This window comes from Burkholderia sp. MS455, from assembly GCF_016899445.1.
GTDB classification, from domain to species: Bacteria; Pseudomonadota; Gammaproteobacteria; order Burkholderiales; family Burkholderiaceae; genus Burkholderia; species Burkholderia pyrrocinia_C.
On the sequence record NZ_CP041778.1, the window covers coordinates 3,250,543 to 3,272,496 of the forward strand.

At 69.0% G+C, this 21,954-nt stretch carries 18 protein-coding genes; 2 read left to right on the top strand and 16 right to left on the bottom strand.

Going from position 1 to position 21,954, the window contains the following annotated elements:
- Positions 1-158: 158 nt before the first annotated feature.
- Positions 159-1,343 (bottom strand): M20 aminoacylase family protein, encoded by a 1,185-nt coding sequence (locus tag FPJ27_RS18935; protein WP_204422116.1) that lies wholly within the window; start codon positions 1,341-1,343, stop codon positions 159-161.
- Between the two features lie 29 nt (positions 1,344-1,372).
- Complete coding sequence (locus FPJ27_RS18940) at positions 1,373-2,605, bottom strand: diaminopropionate ammonia-lyase (protein WP_204422117.1); 1,233 nt, start codon at positions 2,603-2,605, stop codon at positions 1,373-1,375.
- Between the two features lie 180 nt (positions 2,606-2,785).
- Between FPJ27_RS18940 and FPJ27_RS18945 the strand changes: the two genes are divergently transcribed.
- On the top strand, positions 2,786-3,262 hold the full coding sequence (locus FPJ27_RS18945) for an Lrp/AsnC family transcriptional regulator (protein ID WP_204422118.1): 477 nt from the start codon (positions 2,786-2,788) through the stop codon (positions 3,260-3,262).
- Between the two features lie 76 nt (positions 3,263-3,338).
- On the opposite strand, the gene FPJ27_RS18950 is transcribed toward FPJ27_RS18945, so the two are convergent.
- From FPJ27_RS18950 to FPJ27_RS18980, 7 genes are all read right to left on the bottom strand, one after another.
- Entirely contained in the window at positions 3,339-5,060 is a 1,722-nt protein-coding gene (locus FPJ27_RS18950) for a tannase/feruloyl esterase family alpha/beta hydrolase (protein ID WP_204422119.1), read from the bottom strand.
- Positions 5,061-5,088: 28 nt separating this feature from the next.
- A complete protein-coding gene (locus FPJ27_RS18955) occupies positions 5,089-6,228 on the bottom strand; it encodes a porin (RefSeq protein ID WP_204422120.1) in 1,140 nt (379 codons plus the stop codon).
- Between the two features lie 67 nt (positions 6,229-6,295).
- Positions 6,296-7,501: a 3-(3-hydroxy-phenyl)propionate transporter MhpT gene (gene mhpT / locus FPJ27_RS18960; RefSeq protein ID WP_204422121.1), complete on the bottom strand. Its 1,206-nt coding sequence runs from the start codon at positions 7,499-7,501 to the stop codon at positions 6,296-6,298.
- A gap of 286 nt (positions 7,502-7,787) precedes the next feature.
- Positions 7,788-8,282, bottom strand: a complete 495-nt coding sequence (locus tag FPJ27_RS18965; protein ID WP_072439955.1) for a MarR family transcriptional regulator — start codon at positions 8,280-8,282, stop codon at positions 7,788-7,790.
- 212 nt (positions 8,283-8,494) lie between these two features.
- Entirely contained in the window at positions 8,495-10,393 is a 1,899-nt protein-coding gene (locus tag FPJ27_RS18970; protein ID WP_204422122.1) for a feruloyl-CoA synthase, read from the bottom strand.
- A 91-nt stretch (positions 10,394-10,484) separates the two neighbouring features.
- Complete coding sequence (locus tag FPJ27_RS18975; RefSeq protein ID WP_204423254.1) at positions 10,485-11,936, bottom strand: aldehyde dehydrogenase; 1,452 nt, start codon at positions 11,934-11,936, stop codon at positions 10,485-10,487.
- Between the two features lie 42 nt (positions 11,937-11,978).
- Positions 11,979-12,806 (bottom strand): p-hydroxycinnamoyl CoA hydratase/lyase, encoded by an 828-nt coding sequence (locus tag FPJ27_RS18980; RefSeq protein WP_034181554.1) that lies wholly within the window; start codon positions 12,804-12,806, stop codon positions 11,979-11,981.
- A gap of 170 nt (positions 12,807-12,976) precedes the next feature.
- On the opposite strand from FPJ27_RS18980, the gene FPJ27_RS18985 reads away from it, so the two are divergent.
- Positions 12,977-13,870 (top strand): amidohydrolase family protein, encoded by an 894-nt coding sequence (locus tag FPJ27_RS18985; RefSeq protein WP_204422123.1) that lies wholly within the window; start codon positions 12,977-12,979, stop codon positions 13,868-13,870.
- Between the two features lie 87 nt (positions 13,871-13,957).
- Here the strand turns inward: FPJ27_RS18985 and FPJ27_RS18990 are convergent, their stop codons facing one another.
- The 7 genes from FPJ27_RS18990 to FPJ27_RS19020 all read right to left on the bottom strand — a co-directional run bounded on the left by FPJ27_RS18990 (position 13,958) and on the right by FPJ27_RS19020 (position 21,915).
- On the bottom strand, positions 13,958-14,860 hold the full coding sequence (locus FPJ27_RS18990) for an SMP-30/gluconolactonase/LRE family protein (protein WP_204422124.1): 903 nt from the start codon (positions 14,858-14,860) through the stop codon (positions 13,958-13,960).
- A gap of 58 nt (positions 14,861-14,918) precedes the next feature.
- Entirely contained in the window at positions 14,919-15,932 is a 1,014-nt protein-coding gene (gene araH, locus FPJ27_RS18995) for an L-arabinose ABC transporter permease AraH (RefSeq protein WP_204422125.1), read from the bottom strand.
- A 31-nt stretch (positions 15,933-15,963) separates the two neighbouring features.
- Positions 15,964-17,511 carry an L-arabinose ABC transporter ATP-binding protein AraG gene (gene araG, locus FPJ27_RS19000; RefSeq protein WP_204422126.1) on the bottom strand — a complete coding sequence of 516 codons (1,548 nt, stop codon included), beginning with the start codon at positions 17,509-17,511 and terminating at the stop codon, positions 15,964-15,966.
- Positions 17,512-17,531: 20 nt separating this feature from the next.
- The gene (locus FPJ27_RS19005; protein ID WP_072439941.1) at positions 17,532-18,545 is read right to left on the bottom strand and encodes an arabinose ABC transporter substrate-binding protein; all 1,014 of its coding nucleotides are present in this window, start codon (positions 18,543-18,545) and stop codon (positions 17,532-17,534) included.
- A 73-nt stretch (positions 18,546-18,618) separates the two neighbouring features.
- On the bottom strand, positions 18,619-19,548 hold the full coding sequence (locus FPJ27_RS19010; protein WP_204422127.1) for a Gfo/Idh/MocA family oxidoreductase: 930 nt from the start codon (positions 19,546-19,548) through the stop codon (positions 18,619-18,621).
- A gap of 25 nt (positions 19,549-19,573) precedes the next feature.
- Entirely contained in the window at positions 19,574-20,503 is a 930-nt protein-coding gene (locus FPJ27_RS19015) for a dihydrodipicolinate synthase family protein (RefSeq protein WP_204422128.1), read from the bottom strand.
- Positions 20,504-20,553: 50 nt separating this feature from the next.
- Positions 20,554-21,915 (bottom strand): MFS transporter, encoded by a 1,362-nt coding sequence (locus tag FPJ27_RS19020; RefSeq protein ID WP_204422129.1) that lies wholly within the window; start codon positions 21,913-21,915, stop codon positions 20,554-20,556.
- Between the last annotated feature and the right edge of the window lie 39 nt (positions 21,916-21,954).

Here is a 21,954-nt window from a genome sequence, read left to right on the forward strand (position 1 = left end):
CGCGGCAGGCAACACATCACGCGAGTGCGGCCGCGATGTGTTGCCTGCCTCGTCGCTCGTGTCGCTCGTGTCGCGCGTGTCGCTCGTGTCACCTGACAGTAAAACAGACCGCCGCACGGTGAGCCGCTTGCCGTCGTAAGCGCATCATCAGCGACGCGCTACGCCGCCCGCAACGCCCGCCGCGCCACCTCCGCGAAATAACGCGCGCCGACCGGCAGGATCTCGTCGTTGAAATCGTACGTCGCGTTATGCAGCGGCACGCCGCCTCGATCGGCCGCGTCGCCGTTGCCGATGAACACGAAGTTGCCGGGCACGGCCTGCAGGAACGCGCCGAAATCCTCGGAGATCATCATCGGCTGCACGTCGGCGTTCACCGCGTCGGCGCCTGCGACATGCGCCGCGGCCTGCACGGCCGTGTCGACCCACTCCGGGGAATTCACCGTCGGCGCGAACTCGTGCGTGTAGTCGAACGTGCAGGTCGCGCCGTGCGTGCGGCAGATCCCCTCGCTGATCTCGCGCATTCTCGTTTCGAGCAGCGCCTGCACGTCGCGCGAATAGCTGCGCGTGTCGCCCTTGATCGTCACGGTCGACGGCAGCACGTTGCGCAGCCCGTCGGTGATGAACTCCGTGCACGAGATCACGGCCTTCTGGCCCGGATCGAGATTGCGCGACACGATCGTCTGCAGCGCGAGCACGATCTGCGCGCCGATCACGATCGGATCGATGCCCATGTGCGGGCGCGCCGCATGCGTGCCGCGCCCGTCGATCCGGATCACGAAATTATCCTCGCTCGCCATGATGCCGCCCGCGCGCGTCGAGAACGTGCCCGCGCGCATGCCCGGCATGTTGTGCGCGCCGAAGATCGCGTCGACCGGAAAGCGCTCGAACAGCCCGTCGGCCATCATCGCCTTCGCGCCGCGGCCATGCTCCTCGGCCGGCTGGAAGATGAAGCGCACCGTGCCGTCGAAGTCCTTCCGTTCGGCCAGCAGTTGCGCCGCACCGAGCACCATCGACATGTGGCCGTCGTGCCCGCACGCATGCATCTTGCCGGGCGTGCGCGACGCGTGTTCGCGTCCCGGCGCGTGCTCGGCGATGTTCAGCGCGTCCATGTCCGCGCGGATGCCGATCGCGTGCGTGCCGGTGCCGACCGTCAGGTTCGCGACGAGCCCCGTGCCGCCGATGCCGCGATGCACGTCGAGCCCGAGCGTCGTCAGGATGCGCGCGACGTAGTCGGACGTGTTCACCTCTTCGAAACCCGTCTCCGGATGCTGGTGCAGATGGCGGCGCCAGGTCTTCAGTCGCCCCTGCAGCGTGCTTTCTTCCATTGCGTCGATTGTGTCCATTGCGCTTGCCTCGTCGGTCGTTTGGTCGTTCAGGCCGCTACCGCCGCGCGGTTCAGCCAGGCGCGCTGCCGCGCGAGCACGGCGTCGGCCGTGTCGCCGACGCAGCGCCGGTACACGGACGGCGCCGTCGCGCCTTCCGTATTGATCGCCAGCACGCGCGAGCTTGCGTCGAGCCCCGCCTGCCGCGCGAGCGCAGGGTCGCGCATCAGCGCTTCCAGCCCCGCAATGCCGGCCGCGCCCGATTCGCCGGCGACGAGCGGCACGTCGCGTTCGCTGCCGGCCGCGAGGCCGCGCATCGCGCGCACGGCATCTTCATCGTCGATCAGCATGAAGTGGTCGATGCACAGCTCGAGGAAATCCCATGCGAGCGGCGACGCCTCGCCGCACGCGAGCCCGGCCATCACCGAATCGACGCTGCCGGTCGCCTTCGCCGCGCGCCCCGCGAGCGCGCTCTGGTACAGGCAGTCGGCCTGGCGCGGCTCGACGACGATGAAATGCGGCCGCCGCGCGCCATCGCGCTCCCACAGGTAGCTCGCCACGCCTGCGGCGAGGCCGCCCACGCCGCCCTGCAGCAACACGTGCGTGAACGGCCACCTGTCGTGTTGCGCCGCCTGCGCGGCGGCCTCGGCGGCGATCACGCCGTAGCCCTGCATCACGTCGCGGGGAATCGCTTCGTAGCCGTCGTACGACGTATCCGACACGACGTACCAGCCGTTCGCCTGCGCAAGCTGCGCCGCGCATACGACCGATTCGTCGTAGTTCCCCGCGATGCGCACGATCCGTGCGCCGTACGCCGAGATCGCGCGTTCGCGCTCGGCGTCGACATTCGCGTGCAGCACGATCACGCAGCCGCAGCCGATCGCGCGCGCGGCGGCGGCCAGCGCACGGCCGTGATTGCCGTCGGTCGCGCTGATCACCGTCAGGTCGGCCAGCTGCGCTGCGTAGCGGCCGGTGATCAGCCCTTGCGGATCGAGATCGTGGGTGCGCCGCAGGCGCCTCACGAGCCGCACCAGCGCGCTCGGCGCGCCGAGCGCCTTGAAGCTGCCGAGCGGCGAGCGGCACGACTCGTCCTTCACGCTGACGCTCGCGACGCCGAGCCGCGCGGCGAGGTCCGGCAGCGCGCGCAGCGGCGTGCGCGCGCTGCCGACGAGCGGCCAGTGCGACAGCCACGAGCCGCTTTCGTCGGCCGACGCGATGTTCATCACGCGGCGCAGCGCGTCGGGATAGGCGGCGCGCGACGCGCGGGGGTTGGCGATCAGCATGGCGAAAGGCTCCGGAGCAGGACCGTGCCGGCGGTCCGTCGGGTGGGTCGGATCGGGCAAGCGCGGGTTGCGTTCGCCGTCGGTTGGAAAAATAATATTGCGCACGCTGGTCAATAAAATCGCCGAATTGGCCGCCTGAACGCAAAAATTTCTCATTCTTTCGAGGTTTCGCGCACCATCATGACGACCCCACTCGATGCGTTCGATCGCAAGCTGCTGATGGAAATCCAGCGCGACGCGCAGACGCCGCAAAGCGAACTCGGCGCACGCGTGAATCTGTCGACGGCGGCGGTGAACCGGCGTTTGAAGCGTCTCGCGGAAGACGGCGTGATCGAGCGCTATACGGCCGTCGTCGCGCCGGAGAAGGTCGATCATCCGTTGACGATCGTCGTGAACGTCGAGGTCGAGAGCGAGCAGATCGACCAGCTCGACGCGATGAAGCGGACCTTCGAGCGCTGCCCGCAGATCCAGCAGTGCTACTACGTGACGGGGGAATGGGATTTCGTGCTGATCCTCGCCGTGCGCAACATGGATCAGTACAACGCGCTCACGCGCGAGCTGTTCTTCGCGAACAACAACGTGAAGCGGTTCAAGACACTGGTGAGCATGAGCCGCGTGAAGGTCGGGCTCGAGGTACCGGTCGATTCCGGCGAGTGAGTGCGGCGGAGGCGTACGGCCATGAAACGGCCGGCGCGCGACTGCAGGCGCCGGTCGCATCCCATCCACGGCTACGTCAGCGGCAACTGAAGCTCGCCGCCGAATTCACGTCGCCCGAGCCGTTGTAGCGCGCCACCTGCGGATACGGGCACAGCGGGCGCGTACGCCCCGTGCCCCACGATGCGGGCACGTCCGCGTTCGGCACCGCGTTCGTCGCATCGCGCGCGGCAGCCACGATCGCGGCGGGCGCCTGCCCCTGCTCGACCCACGCGACGAGCGGCGTCAGCATGTCGAACTGGTCGGCCGCCGGCCCGCCTGCACAGTGGTTCATCCCGGGCACCGGATAGTAGCGCGCGAAGCTCGACGCATCGCCGCCGTTCGCCTGCGCGACCCGCTGGTACCAGTCGCTCGTGTCGCTGGACGAGAACACCGGGTCGCCGGTGCCGTGATAGACGAGCAGCTTCGCGCCGCGCGACTTCAGCGCGGACAGGTTCGTCTCGTCGGGCGGCGTCATGAACGACCACGCGGATTGCGCATACACGCCGCTGGTCGCGAAGATCGCCGGCGCGTCGTTGTCCATGTCGAAGCCGAGCGCGAAACCGGGCAGGTTCGCGAGCGTGGCGGCGGTTTTCGGCGGCGACATGAACGTGAACGCCATCGCGACCGGATCGAGCGTGATGGCATTCGATTGCTTCCACGCGGCCCAGCCGCCGCCGGCCACGCCCGGATCGTACGGAAAGCTCGCATAGAGCGCCGTGCCTGCTCTGTTGCGCGCACCCGCGAATACGTTCTCGAGCGCGGTTTTCTGCGCGGTCGTCAGGCATGCGCCGGTGCGCGTGCCGTTCGCGCAGGTCGGGACGTCCGTCTCGACGCTGAAGTGCGCCTGGCACGCGGCGACGTCCTGCACCATCCCGTCGGCCGCGCCGTCGAGCGCATCGCATTTGTCGAGGATCTTCGCACCGACGAACCGGCGCTCCGTGTCGGTGAAGCCGCTGCGGATATCCGGCAGCCCGTTCGATCCGGTCGCCGACGCGATCTTCGCGAACTGCTGCGCACCGTACATCTCGCCGATCGCCGCCTTCGGCAAATGGAAGCCCGGATCGCCCGCGATGATGCCGTCGTAGTCGCCCGGGTTGCGCACCGCCGTGACCATCGCGTGACGGCCGCCGTTCGAACAGCCGCCGAAGTAGCTGCGGTCGGGCGCCTTCCCGTAGGCGAGACGGATCACCTGCTTGGCCATCGGCGTCAACGCATCGACGGCGCCATAGCCGTAGTCGATCCGCGCCTGCGGATCGAGGCCGAACAGCGGATTCTGCGCGCCGCTGTGCCCGGAATCCGAGCTGATCACCGCGAAGCCCTGGTTCAGCGCATCGGTCAGCGGCCCGCCGCCGCCGATCTCGCCGGTCGCGGTCACGACGTTGCCGTCGAGCCCGCCGTTCGCCTGGTAGAAGAAGCGGCCGTTCCACGCCTTCGGCAAGCGCATCTCGAAGCCGATCGCATAGGTGCTGCCGTCGACCGCGCTCACGCGCTCGTTCATCTTGCCTTCGATCACGCAGTGCTCGGCGATCGGCTTGCCGGCCACCGTCAGCGCGCCGGCGGCCGCGGTCGCAACCGACGTGAACGATGTGTTCGCATACGCGAGCTTCGCGGCGAGCGCGTCGCAGGTCTGCGCCATCGCGGCCGGCGTCGCGGCGCTCAGGTGCGTGGGCACGGCGTTGACCGAATCGTCGCCGCCGCAACCGGCGAGCATCGCCGCTGACAGCGGCGCAATGCAGAGGAATACAGATTTTCTGTTCAAGATATCTCCCGTTCGTCAGGTTGCCGGATCAGAACATGTGCTTGACGCCGACCATCGCGCCGAGCTGCCCCATCCCCGCGCCGGGCGTCGTGCCGGGGCCGCCGCCGCTGACCGCGTAGCGCGCGTGCGCGCTGTTCCACAGATACGAGGATTGCGCGTAGACCGACGTGCGCTTCGTCAGCAGATAGGTCGCGCGCAGCGTCGCCATCGTCGCGCGCGTGTCGTGCTCGCTGTTGACGATCCGGTAGCCTTCGCCGTCGACGATGAAGTCCGGCTTGACCGCATACGACGCACCGACGAAGAACAGATCCGAATGCGCGCCGGGCGCGGCCGGCGAACCGGTCGACACGCGCCGCCCGATCCAGCCCGCGCCGATCCGCGCGCCCGCCGCCTGTGCATATGCGCTCACGTGCACGCGCGCGTCCTTGCCCGCGCTGCTCGTGAAGGCGACCGGCGCGACGCCGTCGAAGAAGTTCGCGGCCGCGCCCGTGCCGCCGCGCTGCTCCTCGTACGACGCCGCCGCGCCGAAATACGCGCTGTCGTACTTGAGCATCGCCGACCAGTTGCGGCACTCGACCGCGTGGCCCGGCACCTGCCCCGCGCACGTGCCCTGCCCCGGCGAGTTGCCGGTGCCGGCGCCGTCGCGGCCGAACGAATAGGCGGCGCCGAGCGTCACGCCGCGATACGTGCCGATGTAGGTCACCGCGTTGTCGGCGCGGCCGTTCGGCACGTACGCGTCGAACGAGCCGAGCCCGTAGATGTCGGGACCAATGATGTCCGCGCCCTGCAGCGCGAGGTAGGTCATCGTGTACTGGCGGCCGAACGCGAGCGTGCCGAAACCGCCCTTCAGCCCGACGAATGCCTGCCGCCCGAACAGCCGCCCGCCTTGGCCGAGATCGCCGCCGCGCACGTTGAAGCCGCTTTCGAGCACGAACACGGCCTGGTAGCCGCCGCCGAGATCCTCGTTGCCGCGCAGGCCCCAGCGCGACGGCATCTCGCCGGTCACGCCCGGCATCCGCACCACGTGATCGCCGGCCGCGTTCGCGTGCGACACGTATTCGACGCCGGTGTCGATGATCCCGTACAGCGTCACGCTCGATTGCGCGTGCGCGCTCGTCGCGGCCAGCGCGCATGCGCCGGCTGCCAGCAAGGCTTTGGTGTGCTTCATGGTTAGTGTCTCCAGACCTGCGTCGATATCGCGCTCTGCCGGCGCTCGTGGGTGAAAGTAAACAAACTCAGTCGTGTGCCTGCGGCCTGCGGATCAGCACCAGCGCCGCGACGGCGGCGACCAGCGTGACGGGGATGCTCGCGCCGATCACGACCGACGCGCTGCGGCCCATCGCGAGCAGCTCGGCCGCCGCGAGCGGGCCGACCACGGAGCCGAGCCGGCCCACCGCGACCGCGGAGCCGACGCCGGTGCCGCGCATCGCGGTCGGGTAGTACATCGCGGCCAGCGCATACAGCACCGACTGGCCGCCGACGACGAACATCCCGGCCGCGAACGCCGCGGCGGACAGCCATACGAGCCCGGGCGCGATCGCGAGCGCGGCGAGCGACAGCACGATCCCCGCGTACATGCCGCCGACGACCCGCGACGGCCGCATCCGGTCCATCGACATGCCGATGCCGAGCACGCCGAGGCCGCTGCCGATGTTGAAGAAGATCTGCACGATCCCGGCCTGGCTGCGCGCGAGCCCCTTCGCCGCCATCAGCGACGGCAGCCAGTTCAGCAGGAAATACAGCACGATCAGCGTGCAGAAATAGCTGAGCCAGAGCGCGAGCGTGGTGCCCGTGCGTGCGCCGCCGAACAGCGTGTGCGCGACGCTCGGGCGCGCAGCGCCCGATGCGCTGACGTCGAGGAACGCGCGCGATTCCGGCAGCAGCGCGAGCAGCAGCGGAGCGAGCAGCAGCGGCCCGATGCCGCCGACGTAGAAGATGTGCCGCCACTCGGTGTCGCCGGCCAGCAGCACGCCGATCAACGACGCGATCACGCCGCCGAACGGAATGCCGCAGTACATCACGGCGACCGCGCTGCTGCGCGAGCGCGCGTCGGCCGCTTCGGACGACAGCGCGATCAGGTTCGGCATCGCGCCGCCGAGGCCGAGGCCGGTCAGCGCGCGCACGACGACCAGCATCGCGAAGCTCGACACCTGCGCGGTCGCGATCGACAGCAGCCCGAACAGGCAGACCGACGCGATCAGCACGTGCTTGCGGCCGATCCGGTCGGCGAGCCACCCGCCGAGCATCGCGCCCGGCAGCAGGCCGAACGTGCCGGCGCTGAACGCGAGCCCCATCTGCGAAACCGTGAGCCCGAACTCGTGAGCCATGCGCGGCGCGGCGACGCCGACCGACTGCAGGTCGAGCCCCTCGAGCAGCGCGATCGCGAAACACAGACCGAGCGTCGTCGCGACGGCCGGCCTCTCGGCAACGGAAGTGTCCATGTCGTCTCCAAACCTTGTACTGCGCGTCATGCCAGGACGCATGCGCGGTGTCTTTGTCGTGATCGGACCATGCACCATAAATTATCAGGTAACCTGATTCATTGTCCGAAATAAAATCCGCGCGACCAGCCGGTCGTGCGGACCGTCATCCCATCGAAGGACGGAATGATTTAATAACAGGTAACCTGATATTTCAAGTGTGTTGCGCGCCGGTGTTAACCCGCAACGCGCGCGGAAGCCGGCCGGGCAAGGCCGTGCGGAACGACGAATGAAACGAAAGTGTGGTTCAGTCGCGCAGGTTGCGCACGAACAGTTCGAGCGTGCGCTGGACCTGCGCGGCGTCGGCGGCGGTGAGGTCGTCGCCGAGCATTCGGCGCTCGAGCGGCCGCAGCACCCGTTCGCATTCGCGCAGGATCGCCGAACCTTCGTCGGTCAGGCGCAGCAGGATCACGCGGCCATGATTCGGATCGGCCTCGCGCGTGACGAAGCCGCGGGCCGCCATCGCGACCATCACCTCGTTCGCGGATTGCGGCGTGATGAACGAGCGCACCGCGAGCTGCGCGTTGGACAGCGCGCCGCGCGCCTCGAGCACCGACAGCGCCGTGTATTGCGCGAGCGTCACGCCGAGCGGTGCGAGCGCATCGCTCATCAGGCGGCGCAGCAGCCGATCGAGATTGCCGATCAGGTAGGTCAGCCGCTGCTGGGCACGCACGGGCGGCCTGGCCTCGGTGGCACGGGCAGCGCGTTTCGCGCCGGCCGGTTTGACGGGTGTCGAACTCATGAAGGTGTCGGGAGGAAGATCGCGGGCCATCTTACCTCACGCGGCCCGCATGGCGGGCACGCCCGCATCGCGGCGTCCGGAGCACCGTATACAACACGGACCCGATTCGGCGGTTTCGATCGGGGTTTACCCACTGATCGACCAGGAACGCGCTGCCGTGCTGACCGCGTGCCGCACCGCCGCCGCATGGCGGTGCGGCACGACGCTCGACATCAGCGCGCCGCGCCGGCAACGATCACGCCCGCATCGGCCGCGTCGCGCGCATACATCGCCTCGATCAGCGCCGCGCGCTGCGTCAGCACCGCACGCTGGTTGATCGAACCCTTGTCGGTGATTTCGCCGAGATCGAGCGACGGCGGCGTATCGAGCAGACACAGCCGCGTGATGAACGTCGCGCTGCCGGTCGCGTCGCGGTTCAACCGCTGCAGCAGGTCCGCGAAAAACGCGCGCACGGCCGGCGCCTGCAGCACGGCGCGCACGTCGGCGTCCGGCCCCGCGCCCGCGAGGCGGCGGCAATCGTCGATGCGCGGAAAGATCATCGCGCCGACGTCGTCGCGGTTCATTCCGGTCACGACCGCGTCCTGCACATACGGCGCGCCGTTCGACACGATCCGCGCGCGCATCGGCCCGACGCTCACGAAGGTCCCCGTCGACAGCTTGAAATCCTCGGCGATGCGGCCGTCGAACATCAGCCCGATCTCCGGACGCTGCGGGTCGACGAAGCGCACCGCATCGCCGCTGCGGTAATAGCCTTCGTCGTCGAACACCTCGCGCGCGTCGTCGCGGCCCGCGCGCCAGTAGCCGGCCATCACGTTCGGCCCGCGAAAGCGCGCCTCGAGCTTGCCGTCGACCGGCACCAGCTTCGCGTCGCAGCCGGGCGCGGGCAGGCCGATGTACCCGGCGCCCGACATCGGCCCGGTGGTGAACATGCACGACGGCGCGGCCTCGGTCATCCCGAGGCCGGCCATGATCCGGATCCGCTCGCCGCAGTGAGCGAGCGTCACGCGCTCGAGCCGGTCCCATGCCGCCTGCGACAGCCCCGCGCCCGCGAAGAAATACATCTTCACGCGCGAGAAGAAGGTCTCGCGCAGCGCCGCGTCCGTTTCAAGCGCGGCGGTCAGTTCCTCCCAGCCTTTCGGCACGTTGAAGTACACCGTCGGCGCGATCTCGCGCAGGTTGCGCAGCGTCTCGTCGAACTTGCCGGCGACCGGCTTGCCGTCGTCGATATACAGCGTGCCGCCGTTGTACAGCGCAATCCCCACGTTGTGGCTGCCGCCGAACGTGTGGTTCCACGGCAGCCAGTCGACCAGCACCGGCGGCTCGATGCCGAATTGCGGAAACGTTTCGAGCAGCATCTGCTGGTTGCTGCACAGCATCCGGTGCGTGGTCGGCACCGCCTTCGGCAGCCGCGTCGAACCGGACGTGAACAGGAACTTGGCGATCGTATCGCCGGTTATCGCATCGTGCGCGGCGTCGACGCTGCCCGGCGCGGTGTCGAGCAGCGACGCGAGGCGCGTGACGCCGCGCATCCCGTCCGCCGCCGACACGACCACGCGCTCGACGTCGGGCGGCACCGTCGCATCGAGCGCGGCACGGAACGCGTCGCCGTCGGCGGCAAACACGAGCCCCGGCGTCAGCAGCGCCAGCGCATGGCGAAGCTTGCCGTAGTCGCTCGACACGAGCGAATACGCAGGCGACAGCGGTGCATACGGAATGCCGGCCCATAGCGCGCCGAACGCGACCTGCAGGTGTTCGAGATCGTTGCCGGACAGGATCGCGACCGGCCGCTCGGCCGACAGCCCGCGATCGAGCAGTGCCTGGCCAATCGCGCGTGCGCGTTCGAGCATCTGCGCATAGCTGATGCCGATCCACGCGCCGTCGGGGCCGCGCCGCGCGACGAGCCAGCGGTCCGGGTGCGCTTGCGCGCCGCTGACGAGCCGGTCGGTCAGCCGGCGCGGATATGCGCCGAGCGCGGTCGATGCACGCAGGGTCCAGCAGCCGTCGCGTTGCGCGATGTCGGGCGGCGCCGCGCCGATCGCGACGGGGCGGTAGCCGGCGGGGGCCGGCTGCGCGGCGGCGATGCCGTGCAGTTGGGTCGGATCCGCATCCAAGGTCTGTCTCCAGTCGGTTCCGCCGGCGCGTTCGCGACGCGCGGCGGGAACTTCATTGTGTCGTTGTCGTTGCCGCTGCGCGGCGGCCCGCTCAGATCGGGTAGTGGCGCGGCGCGGTCTGCACGGTGATCCAGCGCAGGTCGGTGAATTCGGCAATCGACGCCTTGCTGCCGAACCGGCCGTAGCCGCTCGCCTTCATGCCGCCGAACGGCATCTGCGCCTCGTCGTGCACGGTCGGGCCGTTGATGTGGCAGATGCCCGACTCGATCCGTTTCGCGACCTGCATCGCGCGCGCGATGTCGCGGCTGAACACCGCGGCCGACAGCCCGTATTCGCTGTCGTTCGCGGCCGCCAGCGCCGCTTCGTCGCCATCGACGCGCTGCACGGTCACGACCGGCCCGAACGATTCGTCCGCATAGAGCTTCATGTCGCGCGTGACGCCGTCGACGATCGTCGGCTGCATCACCGCGCCGTCGACTTCGCAGCCGAGCGGCAACGCCGCGCCGTGCGCGCGTGCGTCGGCGACCAGCGCCGCGATGCGCTGCGCGGCCGACGCGCTTTCCAGCGTGCCGAGCACGACGCCCGGTGCGGCCGGGTTGCCGGCCTTCAGCGTACGCGCCTTCGCGACGAGCCGCTCGACGAACGCATCGGCGACGTTCCGGTCGACGATCACGCGCTCGGTCGACATGCAGATCTGGCCCTGGTTGAAGAACGCGCCGAACGCGACCGCGTCGACCGCCGCATCGAGATCCGCGTCGTCGAGCACGAGCACCGGCGCCTTGCCGCCGAGTTCGAGCAGCGCCGGCTTCAGGTGCTGCGCGGCGAGCGTCGCGACGATCCGGCCGACGCGCGTCGACCCGGTGAAGTTGACGCGCCGCACCGCCGGGTTCGCGATCAGCCGTTCGACGATCGCCGGTGCGTCCTGCGGCGCATGCGTGATCACGTTGACGACGCCATCGCCGAGCCCCGCGTCATGCAGCACGCTGCCGATCAGCCGGTGCACGCCCGGGCAGCCTTCGGACGCCTTCAGCACGACCGTGTTGCCGCACGCGAGCGGCATCGCGAGCGCGCGGGTCGCGAGGATCACCGGCGCGTTCCACGGCGCGATGCCGAGCACGACGCCGCACGGCTGGCGCACGGCCATCGCGAGGTTGCCCGGCACGTCGGACGGGATCACCGCGCCGTCGATCTGCGTCGTCATCGCGGCGGCCTCGCGCAGCATGTTCGCCGCGAGCATCACGTTGAAGCCGTACCAGTTCGCCATCGCGCCGGTTTCCGCACGGCCGGTCTCGATGAATTCGCCGGCGCGCGCGTCCATCCGGTCGGCCGCCGCGAGCAGCCGCCGGCGGCGCTCGGTCGGCGCGAGCGCCGCCCACGCGGGAAACGCGCGCGCGGCCGCCGCGACCGCGGCATCCGCATCGGCGAGCGTCGCCGCGGCGGCGCGCGACGCCACCTGTCCCGTCGCCGGATCGATCCGGTCGAACGTGCCGCCGTCCGACGTGCCGCGCGACACGCCGTCGATCAACAAACTCACTTCGTGCATTTCGCTGTCTCCGCTCATTCCCGTTGCGTGCCGCGTCGCGCGTCAGCGCTTGTACGCCTGCAGGCCCGGCTTGATGCTCTTGTCGTCGAGGAACTGCTTGAGGCCCTGCTCGCGGCCGCCTTCCGGATCGCGATAGTTCGCCTGGTCGAGCTTCGCGTACAGGTAGTCCTCGTTCTGCTCCCACGTCAGTTCGCGGCAGCGCTTGAAGCCGTGCTTCGCATTGCGGATCACGACCGGATTCTTGTCGAGCAGCTTCGCGGCGAGTGCAAGCACTTCGTCGCGCAGTTGCGCACGCGGCACGCTCTTGTTGACGAGCCCCATCTTCGCGGCCTGCGGCCCGGTGAAGGTATCGCCGGTCATGATGTAGTACAGCGCCTCGCGATGCCCGACCGTGTCCGCCATCGCCTTGCTGACGAGGTTGCCCGGCGGGATGCCCCAGTTGATCTCCGACAGGCCGAACACGGCTTCGTCGGCCGCGATCGCGAGATCGCACGCGACGAGCGGCGAGAAACCGCCGCCGAAGCACCAGCCGTTGACCATCGCGATCGTCGGCTTCGAATACATGCGCAGCAGCTGCCACTGCCAGCGGCTCGCGTCGCGGCGGATCTTTTCCTGCAGGATCTCCGGGCCCGCGTCCACTTCGCGGAAATACTCCTTCAGGTCCATCCCGGCCGTCCATGCGTCGCCCTCGCCGGTCAGCACGAGCACCTGCGCTTCGGCGTCGAGCTCGACCGCTTCCAGCACGTCGATCATCTCCGTGTTCAGCGTCGGGCTCATCGCGTTGCGCTTGTCCGGACGGTTCAGCGTGACCCACGCGATCCCGCCCTCGACCGCGACCTTCACCGTTTTCCAGCGACCTTCGTAACTCATCTTCGTTCTCCAATGACAGTGCCGCCCTGCGCGACTCGACGCCAATTTACTATCAGGTAGCCTGATATGTAAAGTAGAATGGAAGCGGCTCGGGACAAACCCCTAAACGGGCGCGAACGCGCGGTTTCGCGCCGCGCGGCGCCCGCGCTTCACGACATGAGGAGACACGCTTGGACATCCGCAACCTGATCGCCATCGACACGCACGTGCATGCCGAAGTGTCGTGCTGCCAGCCGCCCGACCTGTTCGCGAAGGCATTCGACGACGCGGCCGACAAGTACTTCGGCACGGTGCTGAAACAAGGCCGCCGGCCGACGATTCCGGAGACGATCGCGTATTACCGCGAGCGCCGCATCGGCTTCGTGATGTTCACCGTCGACTGCGAGACGAACATCGGTCGGCGCCGCATTCCGAACGAGGAGATCGCGCAATTCGCGCAGGACAATGCCGACGTCATGATCGCGTTCGCGAGCATCGATCCGCACAAGGGCCGCTTCGGCGCACGCGAGGCACGCCGACTGATCGAAGAACACGGCGTAAAGGGCTTCAAGTTCCACCCGACGATGCAGGGGTGCTTTCCGAACGACCGGCTCGCGTATCCGATCTACGAGGTGATCGCCGAACACGGGCTGCCGGCCGTGTTCCACAGCGGCCATTCGGGGATGGGATCGGGCATGCGCGGCGGCGGCGGGCTGCGTCTGAAGTACTCCGAACCGATTCACCTCGACGACGTCGCGGCTGACTTTCCGGACATGAAGATCGTGATCGCGCACCCGTCGTGGCCGTGGCAGGAGCAGGCGCTGTCGATCGCGCTGCACAAGCCGAACGTCTACATCGATCTGTCGGGATGGTCGCCGAAGTATTTCTCGCCGGAGCTGATCAAGTATGCGAACACGCTGCTCAGGCACAAGGTGCTGTTCGCGTCGGATTTTCCGCTGATACGGCCGGATCGCTGGCTGGAAGATTTCCACGGCGCCGGGTTCCGGCCCGACGTGCATCCGCTGATCCTGAAGGACAACGCAGTGGCGTTGCTGGGGCTGGGGCTCGACGCGCCGCGCGAGTGACGCGCCGAGTGGTGAATGCACCGATCGCGGCGCGGCGGCCGGCGCGGTCACGCGCCGATGCCGCGTCCGCCGGCCGCACCGTGGCGCTCAGGTTGCGCGCGTCGGCATGAACCGCGCGGTCGGCAGCCCCGCATGCCGCGTCTGCGCGACGAACACGCCGCCCGCATGCGCGTCGCTGGCCAGCGCGTCGTCGCTCAACCCGACGCGCGCGCTCGTCACGTACAGGCGGCCTTCGCCGTCGAGCGCCGCGCAGCTCGGCTGCGCGGTCGGCACGTCGACGCGCTCCGTCTCGACGCCATCCGGCCCGTAGCGCACCACCCGCCTGCCGCCCCACTGCGCGTTCCACAGGCCGCCGTCGCGATCGATCGTCGAACCGTCCGGGTCGCCGTTCGCATCGGTCAGGCGCGCGAACGGCCGCACGTTCGCGACGTCGCCGCCCGCGCGGTAATCGCAAACGAAAATCTCGCGCACCAGCGAATCGCAGAAATACATCTTCGAACCGTCCGGCGAGAACGCGATGCTGTTCGCGATCGCCGCCGCCGGCAACGCGAGCCGTTCGAGCGTGAGGTCGGCATTGAGCCGATAGAAGCCACCAACCGCACGCGGCGGCTCGCCGCCTTCGTCCTTCATCCCGAACACGAACGCGCCGAACGGATCGCAGCGGCCGTCGTTCAGCCGCGTCGGCAGATCGGATTCGACGTCGACGATGCGCGTGAACGCACCGCTGCGCAGGTCGAAGAACGCGAGATGCGTCGCGAGCCCGACGAGCAGCACGTCCGGATCGCCGGTCAGCGCGAAACACGCGAGCCGCTCGGGCATCGGCCAGTGCGCGAGGTCCGAACCGTCCGCGCGGCATCGCCACAACCGCGCGCCTTCGATGTCCGTCCAGTACAGCGCGTGCGTCGCATCGCACCACGTCGCGCCTTCGCCGAGCGCGTTGCGGCTGTCGGCCAGCAGCGTCGCCGACGCGGCCGGATGAGTCTGTTGCATGCCGTCTCCCGATATCTGTCGCATGGATCCATCGCTTTCGCGGGCGACGCGCTACCGGTCAGATCTTCATCGCGCGCCGCTGGTTGCGACGATACTGGTCGAACAGCACCGCGAGCAACAGAATTCCGCCGCGTATCAGATATTGGTAAAACGTCGGCACGTTCAGCAGGCTCATCGCATCCTGCACGGAGCCCATGATCAGCACACCCACCAGCACGCCGGAAATCGTCGCGACACCGCCCGTCAGCGACACGCCGCCGAGCACGCACGCGGAGATCACGCCGAGTTCGAGGCCGACCGACGTCTTCGGATCGCCGAGGCTCATCCGCGACGCGAGCATCACGCCGGCAAATCCCGTCACGAGCCCCTGCAGCACGAACACGGTGATCTTGATGCGCATCACCGGCAGCCCCGCGAGCAGCGCGGCCTCGCCGTTGCCGCCGACGGCCAGCACGTTCTTGCCGAACACCGTCTTGCGCAGCAGGAAGCCGAACACGACGAAGCCGATGATGTTGCTCCAGATCGGATACGAAATGCCGAGGAACGAGCCGGACCCGAGTTCGAAGAAACGTTCCTCGGAGATCATCACCGCGTCGCCGTTCGACGTGATGAACGCGAGCCCGCGCACGACTTCCATCATCGCGAGCGTGACGATCAGCGAATTGATCCGGTAGCGCGCGATCAGCACGCCGTTCACGAGCCCGACCGCGCCGCCCGCGAGCACGCCGGCCACGATGCCGAACAGCACGCTGTGCGTCGCGGTGATCAGCGTCGACGCGACGACGCCCGAGAACGCGACGATCGACGCGACCGACAGGTCGACCTCGCCGAGCGCGAGCACGAACATCATCGTCACCGCGATCGAGCCGATCAGCGTGACCGACAGCAGCAGGCCCTGGATGTTGCGCGGCGTGAGGAAGTCCGGCACCGTCAGCGACAGCGTCGCGAACAGCACGAGAAACACCATCACGATGCCGGAGCGGTTGATCAGCTGCCACACGCCTCCGCGCGCCCTCATGGGAGCGGCATCGGGGGACGGGGAAGTACGTTGGGGTTGCATTGCCTGGCTCATATCTTTTGCATTCCGGTTGAACAGCAAGCCGCTAGCGCGGCAGCGCGAGCTTGATCAGCGCGTCGGGCGTCGCCTGCGCCTTCTCCACTTCGCCCGCGATCCGTCCTTCCTTCATCACGATGATCCGGTCCGACACGCCGATCACTTCGGCCAGATCGCTCGACACGAGGATCACCGTGCGGCCCGCTTCCGCGAGTTCGTAGAACAGGTTGTAGATTTCCGCGCGCGCGCCGACGTCGATGCCGCGCGTCGGCTCGTCCATCAGGAACACGTCGATGCGCTCGGCCAGCCAGCGCGCCAGCACGACCTTCTGCTGGTTGCCGCCGGACAGCGCGCCGATCGGCGTGTCGCCGTCGCGGGTCTTGATCGCGAGCCGCTCGATGTAGCGTTGCGCGAGCTCGCGCTCGCGCCGCGCGTCGAGCAGCATGCGCGCCGGGCTGAAATGCCGGCGCGCGCTGATGTTCAGGTTGTCGGCCACCGACGCGATCGCGACGATGCCTTCCTGCTTGCGGTCTTCCGGGCACAGCGCGATGCCGGCGCGCACCGCGTCGCGCGGGCTGGCAAACGCGACGCGCCGCCCGCCCAGCTCGACGTGCCCGGCGCTCGGGCGCGCCGCGCCGTACAGCAGCTTCATCAGCTCCGAACGGCCCGCGCCGACGAGCCCGAAAAAGCCGACGATCTCGCCGCGTCGCGCGGTGAACGACACGGGCTCGGACAGCCCGGGGCCCGCCAGCCCCTTTGCCTCGATCAGCACGTCGCCGGCCGCGCGCGGCCGGTAACCGTACACGTCCTCGATCGAGCGGCCGACCATGCAGCCGATCAGCCGGTCGCGATCGAGATCGGCGACCGAATCGAACGTGTCGATCCGGCGGCCGTCGCGAAACACGGTCACGCGGTCGCACAGTTCGTAGACTTCCTCCATCCGGTGCGTGACGTAGATGATCGCGCGGCCTTCCGCGCGCAGCGCGCGGATGATCCGGAACAGCTGCGTGGTCTCGCGCGCGGAGAGCGAGCTCGTCGGTTCGTCGAACGCGATCACGCGCGCGTCGCGCATCAGTGCCTTGCCGATCTCGATCATCTGGCGCTGGCCGATCGACAGATACTTCACCGGAATGCCCGGATCGATATGCTCGCCGAGCCGCTCCAGCGCATCGAGCGCACGCGCGGCGAGCGCGCGCTCGTCGACCACGCCGAGCCGGCTCGGCAACTGCCCGAGCATCAGGTTCTCGGCGACCGTCAGCTCGGGCACCAGATGCAGCTCCTGGTAGATGATCGCGATGCCGGCTTCGAGCGCGGCACGCGTCGACGCGAAGCGCTGCACCGTGCCGTTCAGCGTCAGCGTGCCGGCCTGCGGCTGGTTCACGCCGGACAGCACTTTCAGCAGCGTCGATTTCCCCGCGCCGTTCTCGCCCATCAGCCCGTGCACTTCGCCCGCGCGCACCGACAGCGACACGGCGTCGAGCGCACGCACGCCCGGGAACGTCACCGTGATGCCGTCGAGCGCGAGCAGCGGGCCGGCGGCCGCGCCGGCTTCAGCGTCGTCGTGGCGGGACACGGCCGTCATCGTCTGCATCGTCATTGCGTTTTCGCCCCGCGTGCTCAGATGCCCAGCTCGGCGCGCACGGCCTGCCAGTTCGCGCGCGTCATCAGCTTGCCGCTCGTCTGCGTGTCGGCCGCCGGCGTCTTGCCGTTGCGGATCCAGTCGACGAGGTTCTGCGTGCTGTCCTTGCCGTGGTTCGTCGAGCTGACCGCGATCGTCCCGTAGAAGCCGGTCGGCTCCTTCTTCTGGAACTCGGCGAACGCTTCGCCCGCGCCGTTGATGCCGACGCCGATCACGTCGGCCGCCGGGATGTGCAGCTGCTCGGTCGCGCGCACCGCGCCGAGCACGGTTTCCTCGTTCAACGCGTAGATCACCCATTTCTTCACGTTCGGATGCCGCGCGAGCACCGGCGCGGCCGCGCTGAAGCCGCCTTCGTCGTCGGTCGTCTTCTGCGGCGCGTCGAAGATGTTCTCCTTGCGGAAGCCGTTCGCGAGCAGCGCCTGCGTCGCGCCGTCGGTGCGCAGCTTCGCGGTCGGCAGCTCGTAGTTCGTGACCCGCAGCGCGCCGACTTCCTCGGGCTTCCAGCCGCGCCGCTTCATCTCGTCGGCGATCGCCTGGCCGACCTGGTTGCCGATCTTGGTCGCCGACATCCCGAGGTGCGGCACGTTCGCGAGCGGCTTGCCGCTCGAATCGACGAGCTGGTCGTCGACCGTCACGAACTTCATGTTGTAGCGCTTCGCGCGCAAGGCGATCGCCGGGCCGAGGCGCACGTCGGGTGCACAGATCACGAAGCCCTGCGCGCCCTGCGAGCCGAGGTTGTCGATCGCGGCCAGCACCTTCTCGCCGTCGGGCGTGCCGATCTTCACGACCGAGAAATTCTCCTTCTGGCCGAGCGCGGACGCCGCGTTCTGCTCGTTGATGAACCATGCCTGCTCGGGCATTTTCACCAGGAAGCCGATCTTCAGCGGCGCGTCGGCGCGCGCGGCGCCCTGCATGCCGAGCGGCGCGATGCAAAGCGCGGCCAGCAGCGCGCGCAGGGTGTGTCGGCGAATCGTGTGAGTCGTGCGGGTCATGTGGTGTCTCCTGGTATCGATTTGGGTCTTCATCATTTGTCGTGCGCGGTCGCGGCGAAGCGTGCCGGCACGTTCAGCGGCCGAACGCGTCGGTCTGGACGCGCCGGCCGAACAGAAACGCGTCGGCGACGAGCCGCAGCGGCCGCACGTCGACGTCGCTTTCGCCGCGCGCGATCAGCGCGCGGAACTGCGCGTACAGCGCAGGATACTCGCGCTCGGGGCCGATCTCGACCGGCTCGCCGTCGATCGACAATTGCGCGCCGCCGCGGCTGATCGCGAGCACGCCGTCGGCCGTATCGACCGCGATCTCCCATTGCTCGACCGGGCCGTGCCGCCAGTCGAATTCCGCGCGCACGGGCACGCCGTCGGTATCCGCGCAATCGAGTTCGGCCGCGATCGGCGTCTGCACGTCGCTCGGCACGAACAGCGTCGCCTCGCGCAGCACGAGCTCGCGCGGCAGGATCCGCGTGACGATCGACAGCGCGTTGATGCCCGGATCGAACACACCGAGGCCGCCGGGCTCCCAGATCCACTGCTGCCCCGGATGCCAGCGCCGCACGTCCTCCTTCCAGCGCACCTGCACCGCGCGGATCGTGCGCGTCGCGAGCCACGCGCGTGCGGGCTCCACCGCGCTCGCGCAGCGCGAATGCCAGGTCGCGAACAGCGTGAGGCCGCGCTCGCGCGCGAGCGCCTCCAGCACGGCCACTTCGCCGAGCGTCGCGCCCGGCGGCTTCTCGAGCATCACGTGCTTGCCGGCTTCGAGCGCGGCGCGCGCCTGAGCGTAGCGCACCTGCGGCGGCGCGCACAGCGACACCGCGTCGAGCTCCGGCTCGGCGGCCAGCAACGCGCGCAGGTCCTGATAGTTGCGCACGCCGGTGACTTCCGCGTGGCGGCTCGCGCACGCGGTCAGCGCGAAACCCGGTTCGGCGGCGATCGCCGGAAGATGCTGGTCGCGCGCGATCTTGCCGATCCCGACGACGCCCAGCGTAACCTGCTTGCTCATCGTGCATTCCTCCTTCGCATATCGCTCAGTGGGCCCAGCGCAGCACGAGCGGATCGAGCCGGCGCGCGATCGCGAGCAGTTCCGCGCGCGTGTCCGGATGCAGTTCCGGCATCGGATGCCGCGGCCGCTCGCACGCGATCACGCCGCCTTCGCGCATCAGCGCCTTCGCGGTGAGGATCCCGGACTGGCGGTTCTCGTGATTGATCAGCGGCAGCCACGCCTGGTAGCGCGCGTACGCGTCGTCGTGGCGCCCTTCGCGCCATGCTTCGAGGATCGGCCGGATGCCGTCCGGATATGCGCCGCCCGTCATCGCGCCGGTCGCGCCGGCATGCAGGTCGGCGAGCAGCGTGATCGCCTCCTCGCCGTCCCACGGCCCCTCGACCGCATCGCCGCCGAGCCGGATCAGCTCGCGCAGCTTGTTCGCCGCACCGGGCGTCTCGATCTTGAAGTACGCGACCTGCTCGATCTCCCGCGCCATCCGCGCGAGGAACGGCGCCGACAGCGCCGTGCCGCTCGCGGGCGCATCCTGGATCATGATCGGGATCTCGATCGCGTCGGACACGCGTGCATAGAAATCGCAGATCTGCGCCTCGGGCACGCGGAACGTCGCGCCGTGATACGGCGGCATCGCCATCACCATCGCCGCGCCGAGCTGCTGCGCGCGCAGGCTGCGCGCCGCGCACACCTGCGTGCTGTAGTGCGACGTCGTGACGATCACCGGCACGCGGCCCGCCACGTGTTCGAGGATCGTGCGCGTGAGCACGTCGCGCTCGTCATCGGCGATCGCGAACTGCTCGGAGAAGTTCGCGAGGATGCACAGCCCGTCCGAGCCCGCGTCGATCATGAAATCGACCGCGCGCTTCTGGCTCGCGAGATCGAGCTCGCCGGTGTCGGAAAACGTCGTCGGGACGACGGGGAAGATGCCGCGATAGCGCGGCGTGCTGCTCGATGTCATGTTCTGGTCCTGCGTCGGTCGAATCGGCGTTCAGCCGGAAAACAAAGCGTTCAGGATTCGCGGGCAAGCGCGCCCGCGGCCGGCTGCGGCGCGCGCAGCGTCGCGCGGACCACGAACGTGATCAGCACCGCGAACAGCAGCGTCGCCGCGAGGAAATACAGGCCGGCCGCGAGGCTGCCGGTCGCCTGCTTGATCAGGCCGATGCCGTACGGTCCGACATAACCGCCGAGATTCGCGAGCGAATTGATCGCGGCGATGCCGACCGCCGCGCTCGTCCCGGTCAGGAATTCGCCGGGCAGCGCCCAGACGACGGCCTGGATCGAGTAAAGCGAGAACGCCGTGAGGCAGATGAACAGGAACTGCAGTGCAGGCTGCCGCACCCATGCGCTCGCGGCCATCGTCAGCGCCGCGGCGGCCGACACGACGACGATGTGCCAGTAGCGTTCGCGCGTGCGATCCGAATGACGCGGCACGACCAGCAGCCCGATCACCGCGAACAGGTACGGCACGGCGGACAGCAGGCCGGTGGCCGCGTCGCCCGCGCCGAACGCGTGAATGATCGTCGGCAGCCACAGCGACAGCCCGTAGATGCACAGCGGGAACGGCAGGAACAGCGCCGCGAGCAGCAGCACGCGCCGGTCGGCCAGCGTGGCGAGCGGATTGCGGTGTGCGTCGGGGCGGTACGTGTCGCGATCGGCGGCGAGCTGGCGCGCGATCCAGCGCCGCTCGTCATCGTTCAGCCAGCGCGCGCGGTCCGGCGATTCGGGCAGCAGCCGCAGCGTCGGCCACACGAGCAGCACGGCCGGCAGGCCGCTGACGACGAACAGCGTCTGCCAGTTCGACAGCCCGAACAGCCCATGCGTCGACAGCAGCCAACCCGCGAGCGGCCCCGTCACGATGCCGGCGACCGGCTGCGCGAGCACGAGCAGCCCGATCACGCGCGCGCGGCCGCGCATCGGAAACCACTGCGTGAGGAAATACAGGATGCCCGGATACAGGCCGGCTTCGGCCGCGCCGAGCAGGAAGCGCAACGCATAGAAACTGGCCGGCCCCTGCACGAGCACCATCGCCATCGTGATCACGCCCCACGTCGCGAGAATGCGCGCGAACCACACGCGTGCGCCGAAGCGGCCGAGCGCGAGATTGCTCGGCACCTCGCACAGGAAATAGCCGATGAAGAACAGGCCCGCGCCGAGCCCGTACGCCGCGTCGCTCAGGCCGACGGCCGCGTTCATGTGCAGCTTCGCGAAGCCGACGACCGTGCGGTCGACATAGGCCACCACGTAGATCAATGCGAGAAACGGCACCAGCCTGCGCGTGAGCGTGCGCATCAACTGCCGTTCGTCGACGGCGGCCGACGGTCCGGCTTGAGCCGCGGCCGGTGTCGCGGACGGGTGCTGCGTCGTCGTCATCGTGTCTCCATGGATGGGCTGCGCCGGTGTCGTCGCCGG